Annotated in this window: 9 protein-coding genes; all 9 read right to left on the minus strand. The window is 61.8% G+C overall.

Annotated features, from left to right (window positions below):
* Positions 1–59: 59 nt before the first annotated feature.
* On the minus strand, positions 60–842 hold the full coding sequence (gene mlaE / locus O0881_RS28840; RefSeq protein WP_034780952.1) for a lipid asymmetry maintenance ABC transporter permease subunit MlaE: 783 nt from the start codon (positions 840–842) through the stop codon (positions 60–62).
* Positions 839–1,648, minus strand: a complete 810-nt coding sequence (locus tag O0881_RS28845; protein ID WP_289914058.1) for an ABC transporter ATP-binding protein — start codon at positions 1,646–1,648, stop codon at positions 839–841. The genes mlaE and O0881_RS28845 overlap by 4 nt, the downstream gene beginning before the upstream one ends.
* Positions 1,649–1,907: 259 nt before the next feature.
* Entirely contained in the window at positions 1,908–3,371 is a 1,464-nt protein-coding gene (locus O0881_RS28850; protein ID WP_070257787.1) for a glutamate synthase subunit beta, read from the minus strand.
* 79 nt (positions 3,372–3,450) lie between these two features.
* Entirely contained in the window at positions 3,451–8,151 is a 4,701-nt protein-coding gene (locus O0881_RS28855; protein WP_099666074.1) for a glutamate synthase-related protein, read from the minus strand.
* Positions 8,152–8,345: 194 nt separating this feature from the next.
* Entirely contained in the window at positions 8,346–9,053 is a 708-nt protein-coding gene (locus O0881_RS28860; protein ID WP_099666073.1) for a transposase, read from the minus strand.
* A 155-nt stretch (positions 9,054–9,208) separates the two neighbouring features.
* Positions 9,209–9,889 (minus strand): response regulator transcription factor, encoded by a 681-nt coding sequence (locus O0881_RS28865; protein ID WP_034753797.1) that lies wholly within the window; start codon positions 9,887–9,889, stop codon positions 9,209–9,211.
* Positions 9,890–10,027: 138 nt separating this feature from the next.
* Positions 10,028–11,155: a PAS domain-containing sensor histidine kinase gene (locus tag O0881_RS28870; RefSeq protein ID WP_289914059.1), complete on the minus strand. Its 1,128-nt coding sequence runs from the start codon at positions 11,153–11,155 to the stop codon at positions 10,028–10,030.
* Between the two features lie 49 nt (positions 11,156–11,204).
* On the minus strand, positions 11,205–14,309 hold the full coding sequence (locus O0881_RS28875; protein WP_289914060.1) for a DEAD/DEAH box helicase: 3,105 nt from the start codon (positions 14,307–14,309) through the stop codon (positions 11,205–11,207).
* A gap of 208 nt (positions 14,310–14,517) precedes the next feature.
* On the minus strand, positions 14,518–15,006 hold the full coding sequence (locus tag O0881_RS28880; protein ID WP_070280193.1) for a YbjN domain-containing protein: 489 nt from the start codon (positions 15,004–15,006) through the stop codon (positions 14,518–14,520).
* Positions 15,007–15,017: the final 11 nt, after the last annotated feature.

Here is a 15,017-nt window from a genome sequence, read left to right on the forward strand (position 1 = left end):
ACTTGCTGCCGCCTGCGCAACATCTTGCCCAGGCCCGCTGTTTTGTCGCTGATTGGCAATTACTTGCTAAACATCAACGCCGTCATCATGAAATCGAGCCACCACACCATCAACGATGAAATGACCACCGTGCGCGTGGTGGCGCCGGACACGTCTTCCGGCGTCGGCTGTGCCTGGTAACCCTGGAACAGCGCGATGAAGGTCACCGCAATACCGAACACCAGGCTCTTGATGGTGCCATTGCCCACTTCTTTCCAGACATCCACGCCGCCCTGCATCTGCGACCAGAACGAGCCTTCATCGACGCCGATCAGCACCACGCCGACCAGGTAGCTGCCGATGATGCCGACGGCCGTGAAGATGGCGCCCAGGATCGGCATGGCGATCACGCCGGCCCAGAAACGGGGCGCCAGCACGCGCTGGATCGGGTTCACGGCCATCATTTCCATGGCCGACAATTGCTCGCCCGCCTTCATCAGGCCGATTTCCGCCGTCAGCGAGGTGCCGGCACGGCCGGCAAACAGCAGCGCCGTGACGACCGGGCCCAGTTCGCGCGTCAGCGACAGCGCCACCAGCAAGCCCAGCGACTGCTCGGCGCCATACGTGGTCAGGGTGTAATAGCCTTGCAAACCCAGCACCATGCCGACAAACAGGCCGGAGACGGCGGTAATCACCAGCGAGCGGTTACCGATAAAAAACAGTTGCTCAATCACCAAGCGCGGACGGCGCCACAGGCCGCCCGACGAGGCGATGATGATGAAAAACGAACGCACGGCAAAGCCAAGGTCTTGTACCGAATTGCGCAACCATGCTCCGATCGCCGCCAGGAAACGCGCGATCATCGGCCGCCCCCCGCCTGCAAGCCCAGGTCGTCGGCCAGCGACTTGCCCGGGTAATGGAACGGTACGGGGCCATCGGCCTCGGCATTGACGAACTGCTTGACGTACGGATGCGTCGACACGGCCATCTCGGCCGGCGTGCCGTGCGCCACAATCTTGCCCGATGACAGAAAATAGACATAATCAGCGATGGCGAAACACTCCTTCACATCGTGCGATACCAGGATAGACGTGGAACCCAGCGCATCGTTCAGATTGCGGATCAAATTCGCCGTCACGCCCATGGAAATCGGGTCCAGGCCGGCGAACGGCTCGTCATACATGATCAGTTCGGGGTCGAGCGCGATGGCGCGCGCCAGCGCGACGCGGCGGCCCATGCCGCCCGAGATCTCGGCCGGCTTCAATTGCGCCGCATTGCGCAAGCCGACGGCGTGCAGCTTCATCAGCACCAGGGTGCGGATCAGCTCTTCATTCAAATCCGTGTGTTCGCGCAGGGGGAACGCCACGTTCTCGAACGCCGTCAAGTCTGTAAACAACGCGCCGTGCTGGAACAGCATGCCCATCTTGCGGCGCAGCTGATATAGCTCGTCGGTTCCCAGCGTATGCACGATCTGGCCGTCGACATTCACGGCGCCGGAACTGGGACGCAACTGCCCGCCGATCAAGCGCAATACGGTCGTCTTGCCACTGCCGGAGCCACCCATGACGGCCACAACTTTTCCACGTGGGAAATCCATTTGAAGGCCCGATAAAATCGAACGTTCTCCATAGGCAAAGTGTAAATCACGGATCTCAACAAGATTTGGCACGACGAAGCTCACTATTTTAATGGCGTATTGTAGTGCAGAAACGCCAACCTCTGCTGAGACACCCCTCGGGACAGCCCCGTAAAGGGGAAGAATACAACACTAATGAATCGAAAGTCAGATATTGTAGTGGAAATTTGGCCCGCACATCGCGTCCCTGTCCGGCGATGTTCACAGCTGTTGACTTGACAAGTAAAAATAACAAGGGCCACGCCGCATTCCGCGCCGTGGCCCTGGCAAAAAACGAACAATTGCTCGTTAATTAGCGCGGCAGCAGGGAAGCCCCCATCAGGAACTCATCGACGGCGCGCGCACACTGGCGCCCTTCGCGGATGGCCCACACCACCAGCGACTGGCCACGGCGCATGTCGCCGGCGGCAAATACCTTGGCCACCGAGGTCTGGTAGCAGCCGGCGCCGTCTGTTGTCGCCTTGACATTGCCGCGCGCATCCGTGTCGACGCCGAACGCTTCCAGCACCTGTTGTACAGGGGAAACAAAACCCATGGCCAGGAAGACCAGGTCCGCCTTCATCTCGAATTCCGAGTTCGGCACTTCGCTCATCTTGCCGTCTTTCCATTCGACACGGCAGGCGATCAGCTTTTCCACCTTGCCGCCCTTGCCTTCGAAACGCTTGGTGGCCACGGCCCAGTCGCGCTCGCAGCCTTCCTCGTGCGAAGACGAGGTGCGCAGCTTGGTCGGCCAGTACGGCCAGACCAGCGGCTTGTTTTCCTGTTCCGGCGGCTGCGGCATCAGTTCGAACTGGGCCACCGAGGCGGCGCCATGGCGGTTCGACGTGCCGACGCAGTCGGAACCCGTGTCGCCGCCGCCGATCACCACCACGTGCTTGCCCGTGGCCTTGATCTGGTCCTTGAGCTTGTCGCCCGCGTTGACCTTGTTTTGCAGCGGCAGGAAATCCATGGCGAAATGCACGCCTTTCAGCTCGCGGCCCGGCACGGGTAAGTCGCGCGGCTGCTCGGCGCCACCGGCCATGATGACGGCGTCGAATTCTTTTTCCAGGTCTTCCGGGAAAATGGTTTCCTTGGCCCAGTTGTTGACGTGGGCCGGGAAATCCTTGCCCACCAGTACGCTGGTGCGGAACACCACGCCTTCGGCTTCCATCTGTTTCACGCGCAAGTCGATGTGCGACTTTTCCATCTTGAAGTCGGGGATGCCATAACGCAACAAACCACCGACCCGGTCGCTCTTCTCGAACACGGTGACGGCGTGGCCGGCGCGCGCCAGCTGCTGCGCCGCCGCCAAGCCCGCAGGGCCGGAACCGACGATGGCCACTTTCTTGCCGGTACTGAAGCCTGCCGGCTGCGGCGTGACCCAGCCGTGCTCCCAGCCCATGTCGATGATCTTGTGCTCGATCGACTTGATGCCGACCGGATCTTCATGGATGCCCAGGGTGCAGGCCGATTCGCACGGCGCCGGGCAGATGCGGCCCGTAAATTCCGGGAAGTTGTTGGTCGAATGCAAGATGTCGAGCGCTTCGCGGTAAGCGCCGCGGTACACCAGGTCATTCCAGTCGGGAATGATGTTATTCACGGGACAACCCGTGGTGCAGAAGGGAATGCCGCAATCCATGCAGCGCGCGCCTTGTACGGTTGCTTGCGCGTCCGACAGATGCAGCACGAATTCCTTGTAGTTCTTCAGACGCGCGGCAGGCTCCAGATAGTGTTCGTCCTGGCGCTTGAATTCCATGAAGCCGGTAATTTTACCCACGATGTTTCCTTTGTATTTGCTGGCTGGGAGCGGCCGGGCCGCTCCCTGTCATTGCTCTATGCGATTGATCTTGGCTGGCTCAGGCGGCGACGGCTTGGACTTCCATGGCGGCATCGGCAGCCATTTCAATCAGCGCACGCTTGTATTCGTTCGGGAAGACTTTCACGAACTTGCCGCGCGCCGCGGCCCAGTCGTCCAGCAAGACGCGGGCGCGGGTGCTGCCCGTGTGCTTGAAGTGACGCTCGATCAGGCGCTTGAGGATGACTTCATCCGCTTCCGGCACGCCGTCGCGGTGCTGCGTATGCCAGGCGTCGCGGTCCAGATGCTGTTCCGCCGCGGAGACGACCTTGTCCAGGCTGACCATGGCCGTGTTGCACTTGCTGGCAAAGTCGCCCGCCGGGTCATACACATAGGCGATGCCGCCCGACATGCCGGCCGCGAAATTGCGTCCCGTGTTGCCCAGGACCACCACCGTGCCGCCCGTCATGTATTCGCAGCCATGGTCGCCCAGGCCCTCGACCACCGTGGTGGCGCCCGAGTTGCGCACGGCAAAGCGTTCGCCCGCCACGCCATTGAAGAAGGCTTCGCCGGCGATGGCGCCGTACAGCACCGTATTGCCGATGATGATGTTGTCCACCGCCCAGCCGCGGAATTCCGTATTCGGGCGCACGATGATGCGCCCGCCGGATAAACCTTTACCCACGTAATCGTTGCCCTCGCCCACCAGGTCGATGGTGATGCCGTGCGCCAGGAAGGCGCAGGCCGACTGGCCCGCCGTGCCTTGCAGCTGGATGTGGATGGTGTCGTCCGGCAAGCCGGCATGGCCGTATTTCTTCGCCACTTCGCCGGACAGCATGGTGCCCACCGTGCGGTTCAGGTTGCGCACGGGCGAGATGAAGGAGACGCGCTCGCCCTTTTCCAGCGCCGCGCGCGCTTGCGCGATCAGCTTGTGGTCGAGTGCCTTTTCCAGCGCATGGTCCTGGAACTCCACGTGGCGACAGGCCTGGCCATCTGGGGTTTCCGGCTTGTAGAAGATGGCCGAGAAGTCCAGCCCCTGCGCCTTCCAGTGCGAAATCGCCTTCGATTTATCGAGCAAGTCCACGCGGCCAATCAGTTCGTCATACGTGCGGATGCCCAGCTGCGCCATCAATTGACGGGCTTCCTCGGCAACGAAGAAGAAGTAATTGACGACATACTCGGGCTTGCCCGAGAACTTGGCGCGCAGCACCGGATCTTGCGTGGCCACGCCCACCGGGCACGTATTCAAGTGGCATTTGCGCATCATGATGCAGCCTTCGACCACCAGCGGCGCCGTGGCGAAACCGATCTCGTCGGCGCCCAGCAGGGCGGCGATGACCACGTCGCGGCCCGTCTTCATCTGGCCGTCGGCTTGCACGCGGATGCGGCTGCGCAAGCCGTTCAGTACCAGCGTTTGTTGCGTTTCTGCCAGACCCAGCTCCCACGGCGTGCCCGCATGTTTCACGGACGACAATGGCGAAGCGCCCGTGCCGCCGTCGTGGCCGGCGACGACCACGTGGTCGGCCTTGGCCTTGGTCACGCCGGCAGCCACCGTGCCGATACCCACTTCCGACACTAGTTTCACGGAGATCGATGCACGCGGATTGGCGTTCTTCAAGTCATGGATCAGCTGCGCCAGATCTTCGATCGAATAGATATCGTGGTGCGGCGGCGGCGAAATCAAGCCCACGCCCGGCACGGAAAAACGCAGGCTGGCAATGTATTCCGACACCTTATGGCCTGGCAACTGGCCGCCTTCGCCCGGTTTCGCGCCCTGCGCCATCTTGATCTGGATCTGGTCGGCCGAGTTCAGGTAGGCGGCCGTGACGCCGAAACGTCCCGACGCCACCTGCTTGATGCGCGAGCGCATGGAATCGCCTTCCTGCAGGGGAATATCGACGACGATCTGCTCGGCGCCCACGACGGACGCCATGGTGTCGCCCTGGCGGATCGGGATGCCCTTCAATTCCTGTGTGTAGCGGTTCGGATCTTCGCCGCCTTCGCCCGTGTTCGACTTGCCGCCGATGCGGTTCATGGCCACGGCCAGGGTCGCGTGCGCTTCCGTGCTGATGGAACCGAGCGACATGGCGCCCGTGGCGAAGCGCTTGACGATTTCCTTGGCCGGTTCCACTTCGTCGAGCGGGATGGCCTTGGTCGGGTCGAGCTTGAATTCGAACAGGCCGCGCAGGGTCAGGTGGCGACGGCTCTGGTCGTTGATGATTTGCGCATACTCTTTATAGCTGGAGAAATTGTTGCTGCGCGTGGAATGCTGCAATTTCGCAATCGCATCCGGCGTCCACATGTGGTCTTCGCCGCGCACGCGGAATGCGTATTCGCCGCCCGCGTCGAGCTTGTCCACCAGCACGGGATCGTTGCCGAAGGCCAGCGCATGCAGGCGCAGCGCTTCTTCCGCCACTTCAAACACGCCGATGCCTTCCACGTTCGAGGCCGTGCCCTTGAAGTATTTGTCCACCAGCGACTTGTTCAAGCCGATGGCTTCGAAGATTTGCGCGCCGCAGTACGACATATACGTGGAAATGCCCATCTTCGACATGACTTTCATCAAGCCTTTGCCCACTGCCTTGGTGTAGTTGTAGATGGCTTTGTCGCCCGACAAATCGCCCGGCAAGCCGTGCGCCATCTCGACCAGGGTTTCCATGGCCAGATACGGGTGGACGGCTTCCGCGCCGTAGCCAGCGAGCAAGGCGAAGTGGTGGGTTTCGCGGGCCGAGCCCGTTTCCACGACGAGACCGGTGGACGCGCGCAAGCCCTTGCTCACCAGGTGCTGGTGCACGGTGGAGGTGGCCAGCAGCGCGGGGATCGCCACCTGGTCGGCGCAAATGGCGCGGTCCGAGACGATCAGGATGTTGTGGCCCGACTTGACGGCGTCGACGGCTTCCGCGCACAGCGAGGCCAGGCATGCTTCCACGCCTTCCTTGCCCCAGGCCAGCGGGTAGCAGATGTCCAGTTCGTACGACTTGAACTTGCCGCCCGTGTGGGCGCTGATGTTGCGCAAGCGGGCCATGTCGTCAAAGCCCAGCACGGGCTGCGCCACTTCCAGGCGCATCGGCGGATTGACGTTGTTGGTATCGAGCAAGTTCGGTTTCGGGCCGATGAAGGACACGAGCGACATCACCATCGCTTCGCGGATCGGGTCGATCGGCGGATTCGTCACTTGCGCGAACAGCTGCTTGAAGTAGTTATACAGCGGTTTGAGCTTGTTCGACATGACGGCCAGCGGCGAGTCATTGCCCATCGAGCCCGTCGCTTCTTCGCCGGCCACGGCCATGGGCGCCATGAGGAATTTCAAGTCTTCCTGCGTGTAGCCGAACGCCTGCTGGCGGTCCAGCAACGATGGCTGCTCTTTTTCGCCCTGGGCGCGGTCCTGTTTCGCCTGTCCTTCGGCCAGCTTGATCTCGTCGAGCTTGATGCGCACCGAGTTGATCCACGCTTTATATGGCTTGGCGTTGGCGTAGGTGTTTTTCAGTTCCTGGTCGTCGATGATGCGGCCCGCTTCCAGGTCGATCAAGAACATCTTGCCAGGCTGCAAGCGCCATTTCTGGATGATCTTCGACTCAGGAATCGGCAGCACGCCCGATTCCGACGCCATCACCACCAGGTCGTCGTCCGTGACGATGTAGCGTGCCGGGCGCAAGCCGTTGCGGTCCAGAGTGCCGCCGATGTGGCGGCCGTCCGTGAACGCCATGGCGGCGGGGCCGTCCCACGGTTCCATCATGGCCGCGTGGTATTCATAGAAGGCGCGGCGATTGTCATCCATCGTCGTGTGGTTTTCCCACGCTTCCGGAATCATCATCATCATCGCCTGGGCGATCGGATAGCCGGCCATCAGCAGCAGTTCCAGCGCATTGTCGAAGCACGCCGTGTCGGACTGGCCTTCATAGATCAGCGGAAACAGTTTCTGCAGGTCGTCGCCCAGCACGGCCGACTTCATCACGCCTTCGCGCGCGCGCATCCAGTTGAAGTTGCCTTTCACCGTGTTGATCTCGCCGTTGTGGGCGATCAGGCGGTACGGGTGGGCCAGCGGCCATTCGGGGAAGGTATTCGTCGAGAAACGCTGGTGCACGAGGGCCAGGGCCGAGATGCAGCGCGCATCCTGCAAGTCCTTGTAGTACACGCCCACCTGATCGGCCAGCAGCAAGCCTTTATACACGATGGTACGGGCCGACATCGACGGCACGAAGAATTCCTTGCCGTGCAGCAGTTTCAATGCCTGGATGGCGTGGCCCGACGATTTGCGGATCACATACAGTTTGCGCTCGAGCGCGTCGGTGACCATGATGTCCGGGCCGCGGCCGATGAAGATCTGGCGAATCACCGGTTCCTTGGCGCGCACGGTGGGCGACATCGGCATGTCCGTATCGATGGGCACGTTGCGCCAGCCCAGCACGACCTGGCCCTCGATGCGCACGGCCCGTTCGATTTCCTGCTCGCAAGCGATGCGCGATGCGTGTTCCTTCGGCAGGAAGACCATGCCCACGCCGTATTCGCCAGGCGGCGGCAATTCCACGCCCTGCTTGGCCATTTCTTCGCGGTAGTACTGGTCGGGAATCTGGATCAGGATGCCGGCGCCATCGCCCATCAGCGCATCGGCGCCCACGGCGCCCCGGTGATCGAGGTTTTTCAGAATCAGCAAACCCTGTTCGACGATCGAATGGGTCTTGTTGCCCTTGATATGGGCGACGAAACCGACGCCGCAGGCATCGTGTTCATTGGCTGGGTCGTACAGGCCTTGCGCTTTCATGGGCTTCTCCGCTGCATATGACTATCGAAAAACTAGAGTAGTGCAACGCAACAAAAAACTCAACTACAACAATTAGGGTCGGAGTCGAATTAAATTAGATTCTGTCGCTCTAAAAATTTAATAGGGACATAGTCGAAGCAATTTCAATAAAATCGTGGAAAGGAACCATTTTTTGTTTTAAATGCGAATGCTTTTTAATTGGCGGCCGCGTCGGCCACGATTTTGCGGGGACGGCCCCGCTTGGCAGGCAGCACTTGCCGCTGCATTTTCTGCTCCAGCGCCTGCTTGAAAGCGTCGGAACCCAGCGGCCAGCCCTTCAATACAGCCTGTTCCACCACTTTCACCTGGCTGCTGCCCAGGCCTTGCTCGAACAGGCGCAGATACGCCGCCTCGCGGTCGAACGGCGTGTTGCCCAGCGCCCAGTACAGCGCATGGTCGGTGATGACGGGATCGGGACGCACGCCCGCATGGTGGGCATAGCTGGACCAGCTGTAATCGAGCGCCTGGCCCGCCAAGCCCGTTTGCACGGGCACGCATTCCAGGTAGCGGCAGCACGTGAGGAAGAAATTGTCGGGATCGATGACGGACGTTTTGTAGCGTCCCTGCCACAAGGCGCCTTCGCGGCCGTATTTCTGGTTGAAATACGGCACGTAATAGCGTCCCAGCCACTGCATCAGCTGTCCCAGGCCCGTCGCATCGGCCGGCGTGGCCAGCAAATGTAGCTGATCAGGCAATAAAACATAGGCGTGGATGGCCACCTTGAACATTTTCGCCCCCGTTTTCAGCCAGGACAGGAATTGCGCATAGTCCGCCGCGTCCTGGAACACGGGCTGGCGGTTGCTGCCGCGCTGAATCACGTAATGGGGCAGTGCTGGAATGATGAGGCGGGGCAAACGGGCCATGGCAGAATCGGTAAAAAGAAGGCTAAGGCCTTGATTTTACACACTTGCGCGCGCAAGGAACGACTCTGACCCTGTTTTATTTGAAATGCGGAAAAAAGCGGTTGACTCTGTCCCTTTTATTGCGCCGGCCACTTGCGGGCGGCGCAACAAGGTCATCAGGAGAGGTTGAAACTGGCCGACAGGCTGTAGCCTTCGCCATACGCGCTGCGCAGCGGCAAGTCCTGGCCCAGGCCCGTCTTGGCTTTCTTGCGCAAACGATACACGAGCATGTCGACCCGGCGGCCCGCATCGGGATCTTCGCCCCCCATGCCGGCCACGATGACGTCGCGCGGCACGGGGCGGGTGTTGATGGTGAGCAGGTGCAGGAAGTTGAATTCCTTTTCCGTCAAGGCGATGACGGCGCCCATCAACTCAAGTTGGCGAGCGCTTACTTTCAGGGTCCACTTGCCCGGCTCGGGCACGGGATCTTGCGGCCCCACGCGGCGGTCGAGCGCTTCGATGTGCGCCGCCAGTTCGGGGAATTTGATCGGCTTGGTCAGATAGTGGTCGGCGCCCAGGCGCAAGCCCAGGATGCGGCTGTCGAAGGCGACACGCCCCGTCAGCACCAGCACGCCGATTTGCGGATACAGCTGGCGCATGCGGGGGATAACGTTGAAGCCGTCTTCATCGGGCAAACCCAGGTCCAGTACGACCACGCCGACATTGCCATGGCTCAACGCCGTCCACATACCGCCAGCGGAGCTGGTGATATGGACTTCGTGTTCGAGCTCAACGAGGAACTCCGCCATGTCTTCGGCGTAGTCGAGATTGTCTTCGACGATCAGTATTTTCGTCATTGCTACGCCATTCTTCCGTTAGTGAGCACACCGAGGGCAAACCATGCCATGCACTTCTACACCATGATGGACGGCACAATAGGTTTACGTCAAGGAATTATCACGGTTGCCTTCAGCGGAAGCAAGGCTTTTCCTTGTCTAGACAGGAAGCGGCAGCCAAATGCGGAAAAGTGCCCCGCCTTCGGGCAGATTATGCCCCTGCAAACTCCCGCCATGCACGTCCACCACGGCGCGCGCCATGTACAGGCCCAGGCCCGCGCCCGGATGCGTGGCATTAGTTCCACGGCTTCCTTTTTCGAACAATTGCGCCAGTTCTTCTTCCCGCAAGCCGGGTCCCGCATCGCGCACGCACAGGGCCACGCCGCCCTCGGGCACCAGCCTGGCCGACAAGGTGATGGCGCTGCCCGGCGGGCTGAACTTGACGGCGTTGTCCAGCAGGATTTTCAGGCACAGCGCCATGCCGGGCACGTCGCAGCGCAGCCTGGCCGGTAAGTCTTCGTCGAGTTCCAGCTGCACGCGGTGGCTGGCAGGCACGGTGGCGGCCGCCTGCTGCAGCAAAGCCAGCGGCGCGATGCCATCGGCGGCCCGCTCGCGGCCGATGGCCGCCATGCGTTCGGGCGACAAATAGTCGTCGATCATGCCTAACAAACGGTCGACGGCCGTCTGGATTTTCACGTAGCGTTTGCGCGTGGCCTCGTCCGCCTCGGTGGACGTCGAAACGAGACGCTGGATGGCGCCGTCGATGGTGGCCAGCGGCGTGCGAAATTCGTGCGACAGCATCGAGGCGAAGCGCTTCTGCTCCTTTTCCCGCTCGGCTTCCTGCGCCTGGGCGGCGCTGACGTCGCGCAAGGTCCCCGCCAGGGTCACGCCCCGCCCTGCCGCCGCGGGCACGATGGTGGAATGGATTTCCAGGGCCAGTTGGTGACCGTCGGCGTGCGGCAATTCCACTTCGCGCAACAGGGTCAAACGGCTGGCGTCACCGTCGCGCCAGCGCTGCAGCCTGGCCGGCACGTCCGCCGCCAGCCGCGCCGCATGCGCGCGCAAGGCGGGCAAGTCGTATCCCGTCAGGCGCTGCGCGGCGGGGCTGATATAGATCAATTCGAGGGTGGCGGCGTCGAGCAGGAAGGCCGCGTCGCGGCCGTGTTCGGCCAGCAGGCGGAATTGCGCTTCGCCCGCCCGCGCGCGCAGCAAGGCGCGACGCAACTGGACGAAGCGCAGCGCCATGAGGATGACGCCGGCAAGCAGCAGAAGGAGAAAGGGCAGCATGCGTTATACCTGGCAAGAAAGAATCACCAAGTATAAGCGTGCGGCAACGTTAATCCTCCAGCGGGGCGAAAATCTGCTGCAAGTCTTCCTGTGTGAGGGCCATCTTTTGCGATTCGCCTTCGGCCAGGATCGATTGCGCCAGCTCCGATTTCTTTTGCTGCAGCAGCTGGATTTTTTCTTCCAGCGTGCCCTTGGCGATCAATTTGTAGACGAATACGGGCTTGTCCTGGCCGATGCGCCAGGCGCGGTCCGTGGCCTGGTTTTCCGCCGCCGGATTCCACCACGGATCGTAGTGGATGACCGTGTCGGCCGCCGTCAGGTTCAGGCCCACGCCGCCCGCCTTCAGGCTGATCAGGAAGATCGGTACGGCGCCCTGCTGGAAGGCCGCCACTTGCGCGCCCCGGTCCTTCGTTTCACCCGTCAGCAAGGCGTAGGGAATGTCGCGCGATTCCAGTTCTTCCTCGATCAATTCCAGCATGCTGGTAAATTGCGAGAAGACGAGAATCTTGCGCCCTTCGTCGAGCAAGTCTTCCACCATCTGCATCAGGTCGAGCAGCTTGGCCGAACCGGCCGACTGCTTCTTCGCCGGCAAGGATTTCACGAGGCGGGGGTCGCAGCACACTTGCCGCAGTTTCAGCAGCGCTTCGAGGATGACGATCTGGCTGCGCGCCACGCCCTTCTTGTCGATTTCTTCGCGTACTTTTTGATCCATCGCAAGACGCACGGTTTCATACAGGTCCCGCTGCGGCCCCGTCAATTCCACCTTGCGCACCATTTCCGTTTTCGGCGGCAATTCCTTGGCCACATTGTCCTTCGTGCGGCGCAGCAGGAAAGGCTTGATGCGGCGATTCAAGAGCATGCGGCGCAGCGGATCATCCTGGCGCTCGATCGGATGGCGGAACTGGGTGTTGAACGTCTTTTCGTCGCCCAGCAAGCCCGGCAGCAGGAAGTGGAATTGCGACCACAGCTCGCCCAGGTGATTTTCCAGCGGCGTGCCGGACAGGCACAGGCGGTGGCGCGCGCGCAGCAGGCCCGCGCTTTGCGCCGCCTTGCTGCGCGTATTCTTGATGTAGTGCGATTCGTCGAGGATGACGAGATGGAAATCGTGCTCGCGCAAGGTTTCCTCATCGCGCGGCAACAGGGCGTAGGTGGTCAGCACCAGGTCGCATTGGTCGATCTGGTCGAATTGCTGGGCACGGTCCTTGCCTTGCAGCAGCAATACCTTCAAGCCGGGCGCAAATTTTGCCGCCTCGTCCTGCCAGTTGCCCATCAAACTCGTCGGTGCAATCACCAGCGCCGGATGCGTCAAACGGCCCGCCTCCTTTTCCACCAGGATATGCGCCAGGGTTTGCACGGTTTTTCCTAAGCCCATGTCATCGGCCAGGATGCCGGCCAGGTCGTGATCGCGCAGGAATTGCATCCACGCCAGGCCATCGGCCTGGTAGTCGCGCAGGGTCGCCTGCAGGCCGGCTGGGGCCGCCACTTTTTCCACGGCGCCGAACTGGCTCAGCTTGCGGCCCATGGCGCGCAGCTGCTCGCCGCCCGTCCACTGCATGTCCAGGCCGCGCGCCAGCTCTTCCAGGCGCGCCGCATCCAGGGTCGACATGCGCACCGCATGTTTGATCTTGTCGCTGAAATACAGTTCCCCCAGCGTGTTCAGGATGGGACGCACCCTGCCCCACGGCAGGGCCACGCGCGTGCCATCCGACAAGGTCGCCAGCATCTGGTCATCGTCCGCATGCGCCTCGATGACTTTCGGGTTGAAATCGTTGGGCGCATTGCGGATCAGCTGCACCAGCACGGGCAGCAGCGGCACGCGCTCGTGGTTGACGACGATGCCCAGTTCCAGCTCGAACCAGGCGTTGCCGCTGTCCGGGTCCTGGTCGTCGATTTCCGCGTACCAGTCGCCCACGTCGCTCACATCGTAGCGGTACTTGGCCGTCTTTTCCACGATCCAGCCCTGCGCCAGCAAGGCGTCGATGCCGGACTCGGCAAAACGCAGCCATTCCGCCTGGGAAGGCAGTTGCAAGGCGCCCTTCAAGCCGCTCAAGGGGGCCGAGCCCGGCTTCTTGAATTGCAGCTCGGCCAACGTCGCCAGCGCGCGCGCTTCATCGACCGTGTTTCTCTGGATAATTTCCGTCACATCGCCCACTTGCCGCACCACGCGCTGCGACGGGTCGAACGAGACTCTTTCGCCATCGTAGTCATAGGACAGCACGGCGAAGTCGCTCCAGCGCTGCGCGCCGCCATCGGCCAGCATGGCGCTGTCTAACAGCAAGACCGGTTGCGCCGGCACATCCTTGCGCAAGCGCTGCGGCAACGGTTGCGGCAGCGGCATCAAATGCTGCAAGCCTTGCGCCAGCAGCAGTTGCGACACGCGCACCTTGTCGTTCGCGTTCAGGGGCGGCGCCTGCGCCACCAGCGCCTGCAAGTCGGCCAGGGAAATGTCGGAGCCGCCCTGGTTCAGTTCCAGCACGCCGCACGACAGGTTGTCGATGTACCACGGCGGGTCCGTGGGCAGCATGTAGTCGATCTGGTCGGCGCCATGGTGCTTCGCGCCTTCCGGCGGGTCCACTTGCCAGCCCAGGCGCATGGTCTTGCCTTCGTCGCGCCAGAACAGGCGCGCGGGACGCACGGGACCTTCCTTCAACGGGTACACGAGGCCATTGCCGACATCGGCCCAGGAATTAGCCCACAACAATTTATCCTGCTCGGCCAGCATTTTCAGCAGGGCCGCGCCCACCTTGCCCTTCGGCTCCGTGGCGCTGCCCGTCTGCGAATTCTGCCCGCTGCGCATGGCCACGAAGAAACGCACGAGGTCTTCGTCGGCTGGCGTCAGGAACGTGGGGGGCGCCGACAGCAGGGAAAAGATTTCGCTGATGGGGGACGCCGCCGCCACGTCGCCATTCGGCCGCAGCCGCGCCTTGTACAGGCACAGGGCCACGTGGCGGCCACCGCTGGTGGGCGCCAGCACGTAGATCAATCGATGCTGGTTGAGTTTGGGGTCCGGTTCGGCAATGCTCAGCACGGCTTTCGGATGGGCGGCTGCCTCCACCCGCTGCAGCCAGGTGGCGACGGCATACGGCAAAGGCGCTCCCGGCGCGCTGGCCGGGGCAACTGGGGTTTCACTGGTTTCGTCGCGGGTAAAATCCATGGGGCGCATTTTTGTGTAAAGGTCGTATCCAAATCGGCAACAGGCAATATTATCCGCCATACAGCCGTTGCTGGCTTGATTCACACACGCTCTTTGAGCAGTTTTAATGCGCGATGCCTAAAAAATAAGTATTTAATACGACACTTGGGACCCGCAGACGGCAAAAAAGGCCCGTCATGGGCCTTTTTTACCGCCGTTGGCCCGCTTGTCAGGCCGGCACAGTTTCTTCTTCTGCCACGTTGACGGCTTCGACCAGCGGTGCGGTGCTCGTATCGGCCGGCGTAAAGTTGCGCAAAAACAAGAAGAACTGACCCATCATCTGCGTCCACAGTTGCAGATTGATATTCAGGTACTCACGGCTGACGCCGCCGGCGACCAGCACATCCATTTCCAGCACGACGAAATCGCCATGCTGGGCCACGCGGGCAAAACGCTTGCTGCGGTGCCATTCGGCCAGCAAGCCGGCCGGCAAGTCGCCGCCCTGCACGCGCAGCGGGCAGCTCAGGGTCAGATCCGCATACTGGCCAGGCGATGCTTCATTGCCCCACAGCACCTGAAAGCCGATGCCATGGCTGGCGCTGTGCAGGCGCACGACACCGTCGTGTTCGATGCTGGTGACGGCGCAGCCGGCCGCCTTGATGGCCTCGGCCGTTTGTTCCGCATTCAGGGTGGTCAGCAAGCTATTCGTGTTTTCCATCGTCATTCCAT

The organism is Janthinobacterium sp. SUN100, assembly GCF_030397705.1.
In the GTDB taxonomy this organism is placed as follows: domain Bacteria; phylum Pseudomonadota; class Gammaproteobacteria; order Burkholderiales; family Burkholderiaceae_D; genus Janthinobacterium; species Janthinobacterium kumbetense.